This is a genomic window from Rhodopseudomonas telluris (assembly GCF_042432815.1).
In the GTDB taxonomy this organism is placed as follows: domain Bacteria; phylum Pseudomonadota; class Alphaproteobacteria; order Rhizobiales; family Xanthobacteraceae; genus Rhodopseudomonas; species Rhodopseudomonas telluris.
In genome coordinates, this window is sequence record NZ_JBHLWM010000001.1 from 1,463,737 (window position 1) to 1,480,812 (window position 17,076).

21 protein-coding genes and 1 pseudogene are annotated in these 17,076 nt (G+C 64.5%); 9 read left to right on the top strand and 13 right to left on the bottom strand.

The features are described from left to right. Positions 1–35: 35 nt before the first annotated feature. From ACFFJ6_RS06610 to ACFFJ6_RS06635, 6 genes are all read right to left on the bottom strand, one after another. Entirely contained in the window at positions 36–650 is a 615-nt protein-coding gene (locus ACFFJ6_RS06610) for an SOUL family heme-binding protein (RefSeq protein WP_378385590.1), read from the bottom strand. 147 nt (positions 651–797) lie between these two features. Continuing rightward, positions 798–1,442, bottom strand: coding sequence for a collagen-like domain-containing protein (locus ACFFJ6_RS06615; RefSeq protein WP_378385592.1), 645 nt, complete (start codon positions 1,440–1,442; stop codon positions 798–800). A 57-nt stretch (positions 1,443–1,499) separates the two neighbouring features. Continuing rightward, positions 1,500–2,681: a cytochrome P450 gene (locus ACFFJ6_RS06620; protein WP_378385594.1), complete on the bottom strand. Its 1,182-nt coding sequence runs from the start codon at positions 2,679–2,681 to the stop codon at positions 1,500–1,502. Between the two features lie 135 nt (positions 2,682–2,816). Beyond that, a complete protein-coding gene (locus ACFFJ6_RS06625) occupies positions 2,817–3,815 on the bottom strand; it encodes a hypothetical protein (RefSeq protein WP_378385596.1) in 999 nt (332 codons plus the stop codon). A 229-nt stretch (positions 3,816–4,044) separates the two neighbouring features. After that, entirely contained in the window at positions 4,045–4,428 is a 384-nt protein-coding gene (locus ACFFJ6_RS06630; protein ID WP_378385598.1) for a RidA family protein, read from the bottom strand. A 93-nt stretch (positions 4,429–4,521) separates the two neighbouring features. Beyond that, entirely contained in the window at positions 4,522–5,472 is a 951-nt protein-coding gene (locus ACFFJ6_RS06635; protein WP_378385600.1) for a YiiG family protein, read from the bottom strand. 193 nt (positions 5,473–5,665) lie between these two features. On the opposite strand from ACFFJ6_RS06635, the gene ACFFJ6_RS06640 reads away from it, so the two are divergent. After that, positions 5,666–6,094 (top strand): hypothetical protein, encoded by a 429-nt coding sequence (locus tag ACFFJ6_RS06640; RefSeq protein WP_378385602.1) that lies wholly within the window; start codon positions 5,666–5,668, stop codon positions 6,092–6,094. Here ACFFJ6_RS06640 and ACFFJ6_RS06645 read toward each other — a convergent pair. Both ACFFJ6_RS06645 and ACFFJ6_RS06650 read right to left on the bottom strand, forming a co-directional pair. Then, positions 6,066–6,620: a hypothetical protein gene (locus ACFFJ6_RS06645; RefSeq protein ID WP_378385604.1), complete on the bottom strand. Its 555-nt coding sequence runs from the start codon at positions 6,618–6,620 to the stop codon at positions 6,066–6,068. The genes ACFFJ6_RS06640 and ACFFJ6_RS06645 overlap by 29 nt on opposite strands. Then, positions 6,617–7,222 carry a DUF2314 domain-containing protein gene (locus ACFFJ6_RS06650; protein WP_378385606.1) on the bottom strand — a complete coding sequence of 202 codons (606 nt, stop codon included), beginning with the start codon at positions 7,220–7,222 and terminating at the stop codon, positions 6,617–6,619. Before ACFFJ6_RS06650 ends, ACFFJ6_RS06645 begins: the two co-directional genes overlap by 4 nt. Positions 7,223–7,309: 87 nt before the next feature. On the opposite strand from ACFFJ6_RS06650, the gene ACFFJ6_RS06655 reads away from it, so the two are divergent. Beyond that, positions 7,310–8,602, top strand: a complete 1,293-nt coding sequence (locus ACFFJ6_RS06655) for a flavin-dependent oxidoreductase (RefSeq protein WP_378385608.1) — start codon at positions 7,310–7,312, stop codon at positions 8,600–8,602. 78 nt (positions 8,603–8,680) lie between these two features. Here ACFFJ6_RS06655 and ACFFJ6_RS06660 read toward each other — a convergent pair whose 3' ends face one another. Next, positions 8,681–8,848, bottom strand: coding sequence for a hypothetical protein (locus ACFFJ6_RS06660; protein WP_378385610.1), 168 nt, complete (start codon positions 8,846–8,848; stop codon positions 8,681–8,683). A 195-nt stretch (positions 8,849–9,043) separates the two neighbouring features. Then, positions 9,044–9,541 (bottom strand): YegJ family protein, encoded by a 498-nt coding sequence (locus ACFFJ6_RS06665; RefSeq protein ID WP_378385612.1) that lies wholly within the window; start codon positions 9,539–9,541, stop codon positions 9,044–9,046. A gap of 190 nt (positions 9,542–9,731) precedes the next feature. Here ACFFJ6_RS06665 and ACFFJ6_RS06670 point away from each other — a divergent pair, with 190 nt between their 5' ends. From ACFFJ6_RS06670 to ACFFJ6_RS06685, 4 genes are all read left to right on the top strand, one after another. Beyond that, positions 9,732–10,196, top strand: a complete 465-nt coding sequence (locus ACFFJ6_RS06670) for a hypothetical protein (protein WP_378385614.1) — start codon at positions 9,732–9,734, stop codon at positions 10,194–10,196. A gap of 154 nt (positions 10,197–10,350) precedes the next feature. Beyond that, positions 10,351–10,770 carry a hypothetical protein gene (locus ACFFJ6_RS06675; RefSeq protein ID WP_378385616.1) on the top strand — a complete coding sequence of 140 codons (420 nt, stop codon included), beginning with the start codon at positions 10,351–10,353 and terminating at the stop codon, positions 10,768–10,770. A gap of 12 nt (positions 10,771–10,782) precedes the next feature. Continuing rightward, positions 10,783–11,115, top strand: coding sequence for a DUF6968 family protein (locus ACFFJ6_RS06680; RefSeq protein ID WP_378385618.1), 333 nt, complete (start codon positions 10,783–10,785; stop codon positions 11,113–11,115). 214 nt (positions 11,116–11,329) lie between these two features. Next, positions 11,330–11,848 (top strand): hypothetical protein, encoded by a 519-nt coding sequence (locus ACFFJ6_RS06685; protein ID WP_378385620.1) that lies wholly within the window; start codon positions 11,330–11,332, stop codon positions 11,846–11,848. A gap of 111 nt (positions 11,849–11,959) precedes the next feature. On the opposite strand, the gene ACFFJ6_RS06690 is transcribed toward ACFFJ6_RS06685, so the two are convergent. The 3 genes from ACFFJ6_RS06690 to ACFFJ6_RS06700 form a co-directional block, all read right to left on the bottom strand. Further along, positions 11,960–12,667, bottom strand: a complete 708-nt coding sequence (locus tag ACFFJ6_RS06690) for a hypothetical protein (RefSeq protein ID WP_378385622.1) — start codon at positions 12,665–12,667, stop codon at positions 11,960–11,962. Positions 12,668–12,699: 32 nt separating this feature from the next. Beyond that, positions 12,700–13,011 (bottom strand): hypothetical protein, encoded by a 312-nt coding sequence (locus ACFFJ6_RS06695; RefSeq protein WP_378385624.1) that lies wholly within the window; start codon positions 13,009–13,011, stop codon positions 12,700–12,702. Between the two features lie 86 nt (positions 13,012–13,097). Further along, complete coding sequence (locus tag ACFFJ6_RS06700) at positions 13,098–14,576, bottom strand: hypothetical protein (RefSeq protein ID WP_378385626.1); 1,479 nt, start codon at positions 14,574–14,576, stop codon at positions 13,098–13,100. An 82-nt stretch (positions 14,577–14,658) separates the two neighbouring features. On the opposite strand from ACFFJ6_RS06700, the pseudogene ACFFJ6_RS06705 reads away from it, so the two are divergent. The 3 genes and pseudogenes from ACFFJ6_RS06705 to ACFFJ6_RS06715 form a co-directional block, all read left to right on the top strand. Continuing rightward, positions 14,659–15,055: pseudogene (locus tag ACFFJ6_RS06705) on the top strand (REP-associated tyrosine transposase); the annotation flags it as partial. Between the two features lie 637 nt (positions 15,056–15,692). Continuing rightward, entirely contained in the window at positions 15,693–15,815 is a 123-nt protein-coding gene (locus ACFFJ6_RS06710; protein WP_378385628.1) for a DUF6429 family protein, read from the top strand. A gap of 573 nt (positions 15,816–16,388) precedes the next feature. Next, complete coding sequence (locus ACFFJ6_RS06715; RefSeq protein ID WP_378385630.1) at positions 16,389–17,051, top strand: SAM-dependent methyltransferase; 663 nt, start codon at positions 16,389–16,391, stop codon at positions 17,049–17,051. Positions 17,052–17,076 lie beyond the last annotated feature (25 nt).

The window sequence follows — 17,076 nt, forward strand, 5'->3', positions numbered from 1 at the left end:
CGCTCAACGTTTGCGTCCCGGTGCTGTTCCGCGGCTCAGCGCGGCGTGACGAGCACCGCGGCTTCGTTGCGGCGAAGGAAGGGGATGGTGAAAGGCGCGTCGTAGAACAGGCCGAACGGTTCGCCGGTCGGCTGCCAGGTGGTGGCGCCGAGCGCGGCGATCAGCTGCTGCTGCCGGGCTGGCAGATCGCGGCCGGTCCAGGTGAAGCGCAGCGTCGCGATGGTCTGCTCCGGAACGGTGACGATCTTGACGCGCGGGTCGGCGGGGGCAGGGGCTGTGTCGGCGGTGAACTGCGCAGGCAGGAAGAAGCGCATCCGGATCGCGCCATCCTTGCGCTCGGTCTCGACCGGCGCCGTCATGGCGATCTTCTCCGGCCGGGTGACGTCCACCGGCGTCGTCATGGCGATCCGCTGCGCGCCGCGATTGGCGCCGGCGATGTAGTTGAACAGCAGCGTGAAAGCGCGGCCGTCAGCGCCGCTCTCGCGATCGAGCGCGACCTCGGCGGCGAGCCTCGGCGCATAGCTGCGGATCTCGATGGCCTCGGAAGGCCGAGCCAGCACCTTGTAGGGCGGCTCCTCGTAGAGCCGCAGCCCGAACACACCAAGCAGCGACTCGAAGATCAGCACGGTGTAGTACCAGATCGTCGACATCAGTCTCCCCGCATCGCAGTCTGCGAAGAGTCAGCTAATGACGCGATCTGCCGGTGCAAGGCGGCGATGCGGAGTTTGATCGGAGCGCTCTGTCGGGATCAGACCGGCGCCGACAAGGTCGGCGCACAGGCTTTGTCCACGGCAGGCTCAGTCCTTGTTCTTGTGCCGCTTCTTCTTGTGCTTCTTGCCGCCCTGATCCTTGTCGTCGCCGTCGACGTCCTCGTCGTGCTCGGCATCTTCCTGCGCGAGTGCTTCGGCGATGTCGCGCTCGGCAGCGGCATGCTCCGCGGCTTCGCGCGCGGCCGCCGCCTCGCGCTCGGCGCGTTCGCGGGCTTCCTGTTCACGCTTGGCCTTGTAGTCCTCGTAGGCCTCGAAGATCAGGTGCAGCCAGGGCATCACCTGCTCGATCGACGGCAGCGCGCCGGGAGGGCCGGCTTCACCGCGCGGACCCGCCTCGCCACGCGGCCCCTGCTCACCGCGCGGGCCTTGCTCGCCGCGCGGACCCTGGGGGCCGGCCTTGCCTTCGGGACCGATCGGGCCAGCCTTGCCGTCGGGGCCGGGCTTGCCTTGCTGACCCTGTGGTCCGGGCTTGCCGTCGACGCCGGGCTTGCCCTGCGGGCCTGCCTTGCCTTGCGGGCCGGGTTTGCCGATCGGGCCGGGCTTGCCGCGCGGACCTTCCGGCCCCGGACGGCCCGGATGTCCCTGCGGTCCCGGACGTCCCGGTTCACCCGGACGGCCACGCGGCCCTTGCGGTCCCGGACGCCCGCGGCGGGTGGATTCAGCTTCGGCCACGCGTACCCCCAAACGATTCCAACACGTCCCTCCCTTAGCAGAGACGACGTGACGGCTTCAATTCGGCGGCGCGTTTTCCCATGCGACCGGCAGATTGAGCAGGCCGCGGAACGCCCAGCCGCCAATCCGCACCGGCTCGCGGGGATCGAGGCGCAGCCCGCCGAGCCGCGCGAACAGGCTCGGCAGCGCGACGTCCGCAACCATCGCGCGCGACGCGAAGGCGCCGGCGCAATAATGCGGGCCGGCGCCGAAGGCGATGCTCTTGGCGTGATCGCGGCTGACGTCGAACACGTCGGGATCGGCAAAGCAGGCTTCGTCGCGATTGGCCGAGCCGAACATGAAGAACACCCGGTCCTCCGGCTCGAAGTCGACGCCGCGATAGTGGAACGGCTGCGCCACCCGCCGCGGCGACATGCCGATCGGCGCGATCCAGCGCGCATATTCCTCGAACACGTCGAGCCAGTTCGCCTGGCCGGCGATGACCTTGGCGTATTCGGCCGGATGCGTCAGCAGCGCCCAGACGCAGCCACTGATGGCGTCGCGCGGCTCGTTCTGGCCGCCGGAGATCGCGAGCTTGATGTTGGCGCGGATGCTCTCCATCGCCATGCCGGCAGAGAGCAGCACGCTCAGCATCGATGTGTCGGGATGCTGACGCAGCACCGGGATCATGTCGTCGATCGCCGCATCGATGCCCGCGGTGGCCGCATGGCAGCGCGCTTCGACCGCGGCGTCGCCCGTGTAGTTGGCGATGCCGTCGATCATCGCCTGCGACCACGCATCCATCTCGTGATAAGTGATATTCGTCAGGCCGGTGACGTTCTTCAGGCACTCGCCGGAGAGCGGCAACGCGAACGCCTTCACCAGGTCGGCGCTGCCTTGCGGTGCCAGCTCATCCAGAATGCGATCGGCGTGGGCCTGGAACTGCTTGCGCCAGACGTCCTTGACGGTGCGCGGCGACACCGATGGAAACATCGCGGTGCGTTCGGCCAGATGCGCATCGCCGTCCTTGCGCATCATGTTGTGGCCCATCAGCTTGTTCATCAGCCCGGCGGGCTGATGCGACGAGAACACGTCGATGCGCTTCTCGGTGACGAAGATATCGTCGCGCCGAGTCAGCACCGTCGAGCCGAGCTGCGGCACGAAGGCGATCGGCGCTTCGGCACGCATCTTCGCAAGTGCGGGATAAGGATCGGCCCAGAACGCGGCGACGTCGATGTTGAAATGCGGAGCGTTGCTCATGCGGTGATCTGTTGCAGTGCAAGAGGAATTGCGAGGCAACTGCAAGGGTGATCAACCGCGGCGCGGCTGTCAAATCGAAACGTGTAGTTGTTATTCCGTAGCGCGGAGAGGCGAGGGCCGGGACGTCGGCGGCTGTTATTCCGCGGCGTCGCTGCGCGGGGGCGCGGCGGCGTTCGAGGCGAGGAACACCAGCCCGTCGTCCTTGCGGCAGATGCCGTAGGTGCCGGCGCTGTTCGAGGTGAGCACCTGGGCGGGATCGCCGCATTTCTCGCACACCAGCGTGCCGGCGCTGTTGAAGGCGCCGGGCAGGCGCTCCTGCTTGCTGACCAGCGTGCATTGCTGCGCCAGCGGATCGATACTGACCTTGGCACCGCAGGAGAAGCAGAACCGCGTCTCCGACTGCTGCTTGCCCTGGTCGATATTCGCCGGGATCTTGCTGGCGCAGACCGGGCAATTCACCGAGACCGCCCGGGTGAACTGCGATGCGCCGGGCATCCGCAGGAAGATGTTGCCACTGGTCGAGCGATGGGCGTGGAAGCGCTGGCCGCAATGCGGGCAGGTCGGCTTGGCGCTGTCGCCGGGGAGCGTGCCGATCTGGAATTCCACCGCCTTCTTGCAGGCCGGGCAGTTCTCGGTCTCGGTCGCGAGTTTGCGTTCCTGTACGGGGCTGTCGGTGATCCGCGCCTCGATCTGCAGCGTATCGCGTGCGGTCAGCATCTCGATCACATCGAACGGCAGTTGCCGGCCGGTGATCTCGCCGATCTCGTGGGTGACGCCGATCAGATTGTCGATGCACTGCTCGATCTGCGCCAGATACACCGCCGAGGGCAGCGACTCGTCGCGGCCGCCTTTGACCGATTTGTGGATCTGGCTGATCGAGGTCTCGAGCTGGCGGGCCAGTACGTTGAGATGGGCGGCGGTGCGCGCCTCGGCAGCCCGCTGGCGCACGGTCCAGACCACGGCAAGGGTCGCGAGGCTGGCGCCGCAGAGCGCCGACACCTGACCCCAGAACCAGATCCAGCCCGACTGCGTGCCGAGCGCCACGCCGAGCAGCATCATGAACAGGCCGGTGCAGGCGGCGATGGTTTCGACCGGATGGGCCGAAAACACTTTCATGAAAGCTTTGCGCAGCACCGCGGATCCTCGTGTGAATGATCCGCCGAACCTACCGCTAATTGCAGGCCGCCGAAAGCTGGACCTGCGTCGGGCGCGGGTTTTACCCACGGTTCATGGGGCTTTGTCCGCAAGCAAATGATCGCGAGCGGGGCAATGGCTTTGACGCCGATCAAGGACGGCGCCGTCGTTGAGTGGATGCACGCGAGCAGACGCGCTTGCGCAGCAAACTTGCCGAGACGGCCCGCGCTTACTTTGCCAGCGTCGCGATGCCTTCGATCTCGATCAGCATGGCGGGGTCTGGCAGCGCGACCACCACGCAGGTGGTGCGTGCCGGATAGGGGGCGGGGCCGAAGGCCTGCGCATAGAGCTTGTTCATCGGCACGACGTCCTGCGCGCGCGTCAACAGCACGTTGACCTTGACGAGATCGCGCAGGCTGGCGCCCGCCTCGGTCAGCACGCGGCTGAAGTTGGTCATGACGCAGCCGAACTGCGCTTCGAAACCGTCGGGCAGTCGCCCCTCCGTATCGAAGCCCGGAATGCCGGAGATGAACAGCAGGTCGCCGGTCCGCGTCGCGAACGACAGCGGCGGCGCCTTGATGTGGGCCGGGGCGGCGAAGTGCTGGATCGGCATGCGATGCTCCTGAGGGTTGGCCGGCTGGTGCCGGATCGGCACAGTGATCCTGTCCAATCCGGCCTCAGCGTCGCTATTCGAACCGCCGCGAGCTCAGAAGGCGGGGCCGCGGTTGTAGGAATCGACGAGTTGATTGTAGTCGCGCAGCAGGCGGGGCGGCGAGCCTTCGACCATCCATCCGGAACCGGCGTTGTTCAGCATCATCTTCTCGCCGGTCGAATAAGGCGTCTTGTCGCGCTGGCGGCGCATCAGCTGCTTGGCGGTGACGAGGAAGGATTTGGCGTTGGACATGAACATCGAGCCGATCTTCGCATTTCGCTCGCCCTCGGTGAACGCCTCGTTCGCCGCGACGGTCTTCTCGTAGGCGCCGACGGCCTCGGTCAGCGCCGCAAGATCGGGTTTGTCGGTGTTGACTGCGCGCACCACGCGCTTGGCGTCGATCATCGTCGCCTCGACCTGATAGCGGGCCTTGCGGCCTTCGCTGCGTTCGATTTCGGCCAGCTTCGCGGTGGATTGGCGGTCCTTGATGGTTTCGACGCCGCTGCGCAATTTGCGGTCGGCATCCGCGAACGCATCCCAGGCGGCGACCAGGCGGGGGTGCAAGGCCTTGCCCTTCGCCATCTTGTCGTCCTTGTAGTTCTCCTGCGTGTAGTAGTCGTCGGTCTCCTTCAGCAGCGGCTCGAGTTTGCCGACCGCATCCGCATAGGCGGCGGCGGCGGCTTCGAGGTCGGCCTCGTGCGGCTCGAGCGCATTGGCCTTCTCGACGGCAGCGCGGCAGTCCTTGGTGTCGTAGATCGTGTAGGTGCCGTAGATGATCCGTTCCTTGCCGGTCGGACCGGTCTTGGCGGCCCATGAGAAGTAGCGCTCGCGCGAGTCGAATGCGCGCCCGGACAGCCGATTGAGACAGCCGATATAGGCGTTGAGCTTGTCGTTCAGCGTGTCGGGCGATCCGGCGGTCTCAGCGGCGAGAGCGGGCGCCACGACGACGAGGCTGAGGACGCTGCCGACAAGCAGCCTGACAGCGGATCGGCGGGTGGCAGTCATTCGATTCTCCTTTAGGTCGTGCATTGCAGATCGTCGCGGTTCGTTGTCGGCGCCAGCCGTGCTTCGGTTCAGCGTCGGCGTGCATCCGTGATGCAGCCCGGCTTCACCGTGATGGCGCCCGAATCGTGCCTGCAGTGCTAGATCGGAAAGATGAAGCCCGTAAGGGGGCGACAGACAGACAACGGGGAGCATGATGCGTAAATTGCTGGGAACGATTGTGGCGGTGCTGATCGGGGTCGCGGGGCTGGGCGCTTCGGCGCATGCCGACGACGGACGGATCGCGCTCACCATCTTCAAAGGCGGCTGGGTGATCGGCGGTTCCGGCGGATCGGGAACGCTGGTGTTCAAGGGCCGGCGCTATCCGCTGTCGATCGGCGGGCTGTCCTACGGTCTGGTGTTCGGCGGATCGAAGGCCGATCTGGTGGGCCGGGTCAGCAACATCCGCTCGCCGCGCGACGTCGCCGGCGTGTATGGGGCGGCCGGTGCGGGCGCCGCGATCGGCGTGGGGGCCCGCGCCATTCTGCTGCGCAACGAGAAAGGCGCGGTGCTCGAACTGTCCGGACGGCAGGTCGGACTGATCGCCGATCTCGACCTCAGCGGCCTCGCGATCGGCCTGCAGTAGTTCGGCCGGATATCGGATCGCGCGGGCGGAGCAATCGGCGCGCGCGATCCGCCGGGCTGTGCGCGCAAGGTGAAAGGCAGGTTTGCGCGGGCGGGAATAGTTCCGCAAGGCGAACGTCCTGGACGGCGAGAGCGTCGTACAGCGCGAAGACTTCGGCGGCGCGCGGCGTGCCGATTACTTCGTCGCGCAGCAGGGCCTGCGCCGCCAGCTCGGACGTGGCTCTGTTCGGCGGCGGATCCTGCACCATCACCGCCGGGCCATTCGGGCCGATGAAATGGTGCAGCCGCACGGCGACGCGATCGGCCGCGCTGGCACCGTCGCCCCATCGGCCGATGATGAGGTCGATCTCGGCGCCGAGCGTGTCGATGTGGCCGACCGTCCAATGCACCAGGTAGCTCGCCAGGTCCGCCTCGGCCGTGCTGATCATGCCCATCACGATGCGGCTGACTCGGCCGCAACACGCGCAGCGACCCGTGGTGCGCTCGCTGCCCGGCGCGACGTGGAGTTGCTCAGTGGTGTCGCTCATTGCGCCGCTCCGGGTGCGGGATCGCAATCGAGGCCGAACTTCTCGCGGGCGACGCGGAGGTCGTCCGGCGCTGACGCGAGCAGAACGCACAGGGTCGCATTGCCGACCATCCGGTGGTTCTCGAGATAGAGCCAGTCGATGATTGCGTCGCGTTTGAAAACCAGGTAGCCGCCTTGCTTCAGGTTCGGGATGAGCCGCGGCACGTTGTCGATGATGCCGACGAAGTCGTCGTCCTGGTTCGAAAAGCGCGTGACCCACAGAAATTCGCTGTCCCGGTCCCCGCGTACTTCGACCTTGAGCGCGAAGTCGCTCTGATGGCGTCCGGGGCGCCTCGCCTTGGCGAAGAAATCGGGCAGGCTGGCACGGGCCTTGGCGATGGCCGCCTGCATCGCCGGGTCTTGGTCCGGGTGGAAGTGAAGTTCGTCCCGCTCCACGCGCTCGAGGAACGAGGCGGCCCCGGCCGGCAGGGCGTAGCAACAAGGCCAAACGATCAGTCCCAGAAGCAATGCCTGGCGCAGCATGACGCCCTCCTGAAAATAAGGCAGATCCAAAATCACCGACAGAACACGGTGCGATTGTTCCCGATATGTTCTTCTCGTCAAGTCGGGTTCCCGCCGGACAGCGCGCAGTTGCCTCGCCGGCCGGGGCTGGCTACAGCAAGTCGCAATCACAAGCAGGGCGGAGCGTTCATGAGCGACAAGGTGATCATTGCCGGCGGCGGCATCGGCGGACTGGCAACGGCGCTGACGCTGCATCAGATCGGCGTGCCTTGCGTCGTCTATGAGGCCGCGCGCGAGATGCGGCCGCTCGGCGTCGGCATCAACCTGCAGCCCAATGCGGTGCGCGAGCTCTACGACCTCGGCATCACCGCCGCCGATCTCGACCGCGTCGGCCTGCCGGCGAAGGAATGGGCGCTGGTCGGGCTCAACGGCAACGACATCTATGCGGAGCCGCGCGGCACGCTGGCCGGCTACAACTGGCCGCAATACGCGGTGCATCGCGGCCGATTCCACATGCTGCTGCACGACAAGGTGGTCGAGCGGCTCGGCGCCGATGCGGTGCAGCTCGGCCGCCGCGTCACCTCCTATCGCAAGACCGCCGATGGCGTGGTCGCGACGATCGAGCACGCCGAGGGCGGCCATTCGGACGTCGCTGGCGCGCTGCTGATCGGCGCCGACGGCATTCACTCGGCGATCCGCGCGCAGATGCATCCGAACCAGCCGCCGATCCATTGGGGCGGCGCGGTGATGTGGCGCGGCACGACCTGGGGCAAGCCGACCCGGACCGGCGCGTCGTTCGTCGGGCTCGGCACCCACAAGCATCGCGTGGTGATCTATCCGATCTCGCATCCCGATCCGCAGACCGGGCTGTCGATGATCAACTGGATCGCCGAAGTCACGCTCGACAACACCGAGGGCTGGAAGCAGCAGGGCTGGTTCAGGCAGGTGCCGACCAGCGAGTTCGCGCATCACTTCGACGGCTGGGTGTACGACTGGCTCGACATGCCGGCGCTCATCCGTAGCGCCGACTCCGCCTACGAGAACCCGATGATCGACCGCGATCCGGTCGAGACCTGGCGCGACGGCCCGGTGCTGCTGATCGGTGACGCCGCGCATGCGATGTATCCGACCGGCTCGAACGGCGGCACCCAGGCGATCGTCGACGCGCGCGAGCTCGGCGCCGCGATGGTCGCGCACGGCGCCACCGAAGCGGCGCTGGCGGCGTTCGACGCGAAGCTGTGCGGCCCGATCTCGCAACTGATCCTGCGCAACCGCGGCGCCGGCCCGTTCGGCCTCTTGAACCTCGTCGACGAGCGCTGTGGCGGCACCTTCGACAATATCGATGACGTGATCCCGGCCGCCGAGCGCGCCGCCTTCATGGCCGGCTACAAACAGGCCGCTGGTTTCGCGATCGAGAAACTCAACGCCGCCCCGCCGACGATCGCGGCGGGAGCGAAGGTGAAGGAATGGGTCGGCGCGTAGTTGGCACTGTGCGTCGACCGGTTCGTTGCTCACGCGTAGGCTGCATTGCGGCTTCCGGCCTCCGTCATGGGGCGGTCCTCAGCTCTCGGCGGAGGGACGGTCCTTGTCGGCCGCCGCCGGTGGCGACTCTGGCCGCGCCATCTTGCGCGGGCTGCGGCCGTTGAGCTGAAACAGCGTATGCACCTTGCCTTCGACAGTGGCGCAGCCGCCGCGCATGTTGGGAAGTATCAGCGTCGCTTCATTCATCGGTTCGCTCCATTCTTCCGAAGATGCGCTGATAATTGCGTTGTCAATCGTTGGTTCGCGGCAACGCCGCGTTAGCGTTAAGAGCGGGTTAACGGGTATTTCCCTGACTGACCGCTTCCGGAAAGGTCTCCTCGATCCCGTGGTGCGCCTCACGCTCGAGGTCTGGCCGCCGTTACTGGCTGTCGCCCAACCGGCTCACGGATCGCAGTCGATCCCATAGGTTTCACGAAACGCGACGCGCTGATCGGGCGGTGCACGGGCGATCAGCACGCAGGCGGTGAAGTTTCCGATCATCCGTCCGTCCTGTTTGTAGGACCAGTCGGCAATGTCCTTGCGTTCGAAGGAGAGGCGGTCGCCGTATTTCAGATTGCTGATGTAGCGCGGCGTGTTGACGACGCGGCCGACGAAGCCGTCGCCGTCGCGAACGAACGGGCGCAGCCACAGAAATTCGCTATTGGCGCCGAGCGGCACTTTCACCTTGACCGAGAAGTCGCGCTGATTGTCGGCCGGATGATCGGCCCGCGCGAGAAACCCGTCCAGCGCGGCGCGGGCCTTGGCGATCGCCGCGGTCATATCGGCATCGTCGGTCCTGACGCGTGCGGTCTCGTCCCGCGCGGCCTTGTCGATCAGTGACTGCGCCCCGCTCGGCGTCACGATCAGCGCAACTAACGACATCAGGAATACCAGCAACATTGAGGACTCCACAAAAAATCGCTCGGAACTTGCCAATCAGTTTGTTCATGATATGTTCGTTACGTCAATAAGCGCGAGTAGTATTATATTTTACCGTTTTACGTGTGTATCGCCCAGGTGGCCTTCGCCCGCAGACACGGATTACCGCGCGGGACCGTCGCGTTGGCGGGAGCGATCAGGAGCAATTACCATGTCGATTGAAATCTACGTTTTCTCGGACCAGCAACTCACCACGATCGACGACTGGCAGCAGGCGATCGATCGCCGCGGCGCGCCGCTCCGTCTGTCCGCCGACCGGCCCTTCGCGGAGCTGAGCGGCGGCTTGCCGGCGGTTTTGCGCGATCGGCCGACGGCGTTCGAATGCGATCATTTCGACGCTGGCGAGATCATGGACGAAACGGACTACGTCGTGTTCGATCATCGCTGGCGCTACGTGCTGGCGTTCCGCTGGGGCGCCGATCTTGTGGCCGGCGAGGCCGCGTATCTGGCGGCCGCCGCCTACGCCGCCGCCACCGGCGGCTGCATCCTCGACGGCCAGGAGGGCGCGCTGATCTCGCCGGAGCGCGCGACCGACATCGCCGCCGAGCTGGAGAGGATCGGGCCGATGATTGAGGAGGCGGTGCGCCGGGCGGTCGAAAGCTTCGGCCGGCCGTGAGGGCGTCGGCGTAGCGCCCGCGTAGAGCGAAGCGAACGTGCGGGCAGGCGCTGGCGGTGTGGGAATTCGCGCCGCCCCGCAACGGCATCGCACGAGACACAATTGAGGCCGTCGCATCGGCTGATGCCGGTGGCGATGCCCCCTGGGGGATGGCATGACGAACAGCTTGTCAGTGATTGCCGGCGGACGCAGCGGGCCCGGCCGGATCGCGATGTCGATCGTTCATCCGCGCGAGCGGATCGACGTCACGTTCGACGAGGTGCTGGCGGTCGAGGCTGTGGCCGACTACACGTTCGCGGTGTCCGACGGCACAACCATGACGTTTGCGTCGCCTCACGTCGAGGTGACGGTGGCTCCGCACATCGGCGCGCGTTTGTACCGACTGACGTCGCACATCATCGATGAAGCGGCCGACTACGTTGTCGGCGGCGAGATTGTCTGCAGCCCGATCGTCCGCGAACCGATCGGCCTGCGCGGCGCCTTTTTCATCAGCGCGGATAGCCTCGCGGACGCCGAAGCCCTGGCGGCGAAGCTACGCCGCGGCTGGGCCCGGCCGCAGCTGAGGGTGGTCTGAACGGGAACGTCGATGCTGATCGCCGAACGGACGCTCCACCTGCAACGAGGCGATATGAAGCACGCCGTCCCGATCCGCCTGTTTGCGCCCATTGCAGGCGACAACTCCTGGGGCTGCCGCTGGGAGATCCATGGGCCGGAGCAAGTCAGAAGCGGCGAGGCGATCGGCCACGACGCCGTCCAGGCGCTGGTGCTCGCGCTGCAGGCGATCGGCTCGGAGCTCTACAGCAGCGCCGCGCACGTGTCGGCAGATCTGAGGTGGTCCGATGCCTGGGCTGGCTATGGATTTCCGGTGCCGGGGATGATGCGGGATCAGCTCGTGGGGGATGACGCGAAATATTTGTGAGACGTTCGCATCCGTAGCCGAAGAGAGGCCAAGTCTCGGAATGGCAAGGGCTGGATTGCGTGCGCTCCGGGGTGACATAGGAAAATTAACAAAATTGGAATTTGGCGGCGACGAAGTGAGAATGACTCTTAACATTCGCAGTCAATCTTCCGATTGACATATTAAGAATTTATTCCCAAATGGTCGCTTCGATGTTCAAAGGAGCGCAACCGCCATGGAGATGCCTCTAAAGCACGCGATGTTGTTGAGGGAGGAATTATCGGTTATTCGGTCGCAGCTGCGCTACCTGCGGCTGTTGAGGATTGCCGCTAAAGACAACTACAACCCGCTCGAACCTCGGGACCAAAACGGCAAGTGGACAGTCGGCCTTGCCGGGCGGGACGTCAGCACTGATATCAGTGCCGCCCGAAAGATCGTTTCCATTGACTGCGCCGGCGCCATGACCGGTATATCGACGATCGATGAGACAACGACGTCCCTTTGCAAAACGCTAGCCCGCACCATGGAGACGATGGATTTTATCCCAGAGTGGACCCCACGGGCGTACGGCACAGCGGTCCACGTTACATTCGGGACTGAGGTCGAGTGGGTGGTTTTCGCGGAATTGGTTTCTTCGACGTCGAACATAGCTTCATCGATGGTCACGATGCTCGTTATGGGGAGGCCGGAAGTATCCGGACGGATGTTCTGTTGCGAAATGATATCGGCGATATCATCGCGATCTACGACGTGAAGACCGGAAGAAGCGGGCTCTCGCCAGCCCGCGTTCGTGAAATCAGGGACCACACCGGTGTCCAGTCCAATATCCCGATCATTGAGCTGAACGTCGTCCGCGGGGCGCGGATCAAAGCTCGGACTGCTCAGATCGTGGGGTCGGTGATCGCGATTCTCTACAAGCCAATGCGGCGTTGAGGCAGTCAGGGTCGTCCGGCAGGCGCAAAGCCTTCCGCCGTGCTAACATGCCCTGATAGACGGCCTGCTGAAATTGCAAGGGCCGATCGAGAAGTGCGGCAAGCTCCGCACTTCTCGCTTTCAACCGGGGCTGCCAACTAAAGACGACCTCACAAGTTTCCAACCGCAGAAAGTGCGCGCGGGATGTCTCGAGGTCTCCCAAGAGTGCACTGACCACCGCGGCATCATAGAGATTCCAATCGTCCTGGAGCGGTCGGCGCGTGAGGTGCCGGTAGATGTCGTCCAGCGTCCGGAAACGCTCGGTCAGCGCGATCACTTCGCGCGCCGCGATCGTCGCCATAGCCTCGGCGAGCGGCCTGAACTGCTCGGCATTCTCGAACGTGATGAAATCCGTCGGACGGTAGCTCCAGCTCAGGCCGGGACCGATCTGCCAGAACCATTCCGGGCCGATATTGAGGTAGCTGCCCGAACCCCACCCGCTCGGCTGGAATTCGATCTGCACCGCCCAGAACCGCCGATCGCATCGCCACACCCGCGATTGGCCCTTGCGCACGCAGCCGAGCGGCGCCAGCGCCGCCTTCGCGGCCGCGGCGATGATCCGACTGGTTTCGCTTAGGCGGGCCATGATCTCCGACGTCATCCTCGACCGTGCAGGCGTAGTCTGTCACATTATCACCAGTCCCGGCTCCGCGTCGCGACCAGCCGGCGGACGCGCTCGGCGGCGTCCTCGTTGCGACAGGCGAAGCCGTACAGCGAGTCATAGATGATGGCGGCGCCGTCGCTGGAGATGTCGCCGATCCTCGTCGGGCTGGCGAACAGCTTCAATCCGAGTTCGGCGATGATGCGCTCGTCCGGCACGACGCCACGCATGCGCTCGTCTTCGAACTTGAGCGAGACCACGCCGTCTCGCAGCAGCGGCCTGCGCTCGAGCAGATGAAACAGCAGGCTGATGAACGCGAGCGCCGGGCACCCGCAGCCCGCCAACCGGGATCACGGCGCGTGAAAGCGGGCACGGCGGAAGCGCCTTTGCCAACCCTCCGCGTGCTTCCGACCTTGCCTGTGCGTTGCCCTCAGCTCGCGGCCTTGGGCGCAGCCCATTTCAGGTCGTCCAGCTCCGGCGGCGGGCGATCGAGCTTCAGCAGCTTTCCGCCGCAGATCGTCTCGGCTCGCGCCTCGTGGGCGAGACGCGCCAGCGTCTGCGCGTCGATATGGTCGGTCACCACGAACGTCGTTCGGCTGCCGGTGTGCAGCGACCGCCAGCGTTCGTTGCTGATCCAGTCCCACGCCTGCAGGGTCGCGCCGACTTGCACGAGGTTGTGGCGACGCCCGGTGCTTTCGAAGATGATCTTGGCCGGCCAGTATTCGGCGACGATCGTGGAGCCCGGCTGGCCGGCCGCGTCGATACAGGCGATTTCGTCCCGATACGGGCGCTGCGCAGACGACGGCTTCGTTCCGACCAACAGCAAGACGGCCCCGACGCTCGCGGCCGCCGCCGCGAGCAGCGCCGCCTCGCGCCGCGGCGGACCAGCGCCGATGACCTCGACGGCCAACACGACCGACACCGGCACCAGGATCGCCAGATACCGAAACGCGTACAGATCCTTGATCAGGCCGGCTGCCGCCAGGGCACCGGCGATCATCGCTAGCGAGACGTAGAGGATCAGGCTGCGGCGCGACAGCGCGCCCCGAAGCCGCAGCACCAGCACCAGCACGGTCGGCACGAGCATCAGGCCGACGATGCGTAGTGCGACCTGCCACGGCCCGAGCGCCGCGGGCGTGGCGGCGCTCGCCTTGATGTGGACCTCCAGCGAGGGATTCAGCAGATAGGAAACGGCGAACACCGCGGCGGACAGGCCGCCGACCGCGACCCCGAGCCCAGCCACTGCACGCGACCGCGACAGCAGCAATGCCGCCGCCAGCATCGCGCCGAAATACACCGCGAAAAAGAAATCCGACGCGGTCAGCAGCGCGACCGCGACCAGCGTCGCCGCCAGATGGTCTCTGAGCAGTCGGAAATCATCGTCGCAGGCGACGACCGCCAGCAGCGTCGCGCAGACCGCCGCGAGGCCGTGATAGTTCAGGATGAACATCGCCTGCACGACGAAATAGCCGTACGGATAAAACACGAGGCCGTACAGCAGGACGACGAGGACTGCCGCGATCGCGGACACAAGCATCGCCCCGTCGAACGTCCGATGCTGTGTCCGCGCCAGCCAGGCCGACAGGGCGGCGACGAGAACGACGATCTGCACCGGCGCGGCGACGAAGTAATAGGCGCGCGGGCCGGGGACGGCCGCGGTGATCGGCAGCGCCGCGATCAGGTCGGGCACCGTGAACGGGATCGCCGAAAACGTCCAGCCGCGCAGCGATCCGAACGCGATCAGATCCTTGGCCTGCGAATAGAGGTAGAGCGCATCCGAATTGTAGCCCGTCAGCAGCGTCGCGGCGACCGACAGCCCGACCAGCAGCGCCAGCGCGGCGACAAGGCGCGCGACCCCCGCCAGGGCAGGGGACGCAACGACGGAAAGTCCCGAAGCAGCGACGGACACGCGGCGACTCGCAGATAATGTCGATCCGGACCGGATGTGCCACGCCACAGACCGGCGCGCCAGCCGGAGAAACACGGGGTGACGGCTTTCGTTTGGGATGGACGCTGTCGTCGTGCTTCCAGACCACTTCACGCCGTCTGGACGCTGCCGTCCGGCGACGCTGATTTTCCACTCGTTGGCGGCTGATCAAGATGTTGTTCGCCAAGTCGCTGCCGAGGCAGCAGCGGCTGAGCGCGGTCCGCGCCAGACGCTGCGAACGCGGCATCTGGCAGCGACGGCTCTGGGAGCACCTGATTCGCGACGAGGCCGACTACGCGCGGCACGTCGACTACTGCATGATCAATCCGGTGAAGCACGGCCTCGTCGGCCGGGTGCAGGATTGGCCATATTCGTCGTTTCACCGCGACGTCCGGCTCGGGGTGTTTCCTGTCGACTGGGCGGGAGATGCCGGTGCCGAAGGTGAGTTCGGTGAAGCCTAGCGTCGCTCGGCCGTAGGGCGGGTTAGCCGAAGGCGCAACCCGCCGAGCAGTCCCGGGGCTCACGTTAATGTAGCGGCGGATTACGCCACGCTCATCCGCTCTACGGGCTGGAAGGTCCCGAAGCCTTTGAAACATGAAGCCAGATAGGTTCGGGAGGCTGTGAATTGCAGGGGTAACTCGAGCTCGAATTAGCCTGTGAACTACTTAACCATCGAAAAAGGTTGTGCAATTTCGAGTTATCCTGCTCGTTCCGAAATGTAGTGTGACCGGTGTGTAAGGCCCTTGCCAACGAGTCAGAAACCGGTGAATGATTCTTTGTCCCCCCAAGAGATTCGCTCTCCTGATTTTTCTTCAATGGAGAGCTACGTCTATGCCCGACAAGCTTTTGGTCAATGTGTGGGGAATCTCAATCAACGCCGACGGACAGTTGGCCATTGTGGCATCCGTGGTCATCGTGGTCGTTTTGGCCTTCACAATGCTTGTTCGGCGTGCGCGGTGAATAGCACCTCAGTGACAAAAACAGCGCGTAGCGAGTAGGGCGGGTTAGCCGAAGGCGTAACCCGCCGAGCGATCGCAGGGCTTGCGTTGATGTGGCGGCGGATTACGCTTTGCTAATCCGTCCTACGGGCTGGGGCGGTTGCGGGACAAGGGTCTGATCGAGATCCCGCGCGGCGAGGTCAAGTCGGTCGTGTTCACGGACGAAGGCCTGCAGCGCGCCAAGGATCTGTTCGAACAGATGTTCGGGAAGGCGCGGACGTAAGGGGGCGCCGTCGGGTCGGTTAGCTGAAGGCGTAACCCGCCGAGCGGCGACAGCGCTCGTATCGGCGCAATGGCAGATTATGCTGCGCTAATCCGTCCCGCAGGCTCCGCTACGCTTGTTGGAATCAGAAGGTTGTGTTTCACGGTGATGCTCGTTTTTAGTGAATTGGCCGGCGATCGGCAATTTGAATTGGAGAAGAATAATGAAGATACCCGATGTTGCGAATCGTCTGCGCGAGATTTCCGGACAAATAGAGAGCGTTCGTCCGACCGAAGCAGCTGAGCTTCTGGAGCTAGCCGATGAGCTTCGTAGGCGGTCACCAGCGGTGCCGCGATCTCCTGCCACGAGCACACCTATGACACCAGAACTTGCAGACGAGATTCGAGAGTTCGCTGAAGCAAATCCCGGAACGTCTCAGCAGGACATCGCGGTTGTCTTCAACGTGAATCACGGTCGTGTGAGCGAGGTCTTGAGCGGGAAGCGATCTTAGCGCCTCCCAACATTTCCTGTATCAACGAATCGCTATGAAATCATAGGGTCCGATCTGAATCATGTTCTTCTCTGTTGGAGCCTATGCAGAATACTTCTCATGCTGTGATGTCTCAGAGAGTGGAGGCGAAGGACAGTCCCGATGACTTTCCTACGCCACCTTGGGCGACGCGCGGTCTCATTGAATATGTGCTTCAAGATAAGCGATCGTTGAATGCAATGACCTGCTGGGAACCAGCTTGTGGTGCTGGGCACATGTCAAAAGTTCTTAAGGAGTACTTTCGTCAAGTCAGATCTTCCGATGCTCACAACTATGGCTACGGTGAGATCTTCGATTTTGTCGTCGATGCTAGCGAGCCGAATTCGGTCGACTGGGTAATTACAAATCCACCGTTCCGCTTTGCAGAAGAGTTTGTGTTGAGGGCGCTCAGCGTAGCAAGGGTTGGGGTCGCGATTTTGGCTCGAAGTGTGTTCCTTGAGAGCGTCGGACGGTATAACGCAATATTTGAATCTTCCCCACCTACGAAATTTGCGCAATTTTCCGAGCGGGTGCCGATGGTGAGGGGGAGATTGGACAAGAAGGCGTCTACAGCAACGGGATATGCTTGGCTGGTGTGGGAAAGAGCGGCTGTCGGCTTGCCTCAGTTGATGTGGGTTCCACCTTGCAGAAAGTTGCTCGAGCGTCCCGAAGATTACAGCTTTCCACTCATTGATGAGTCGGTCCTGACCAATAGATTTGTGCTCTGACAGCGTTGTCGGATGGGCTAACAAA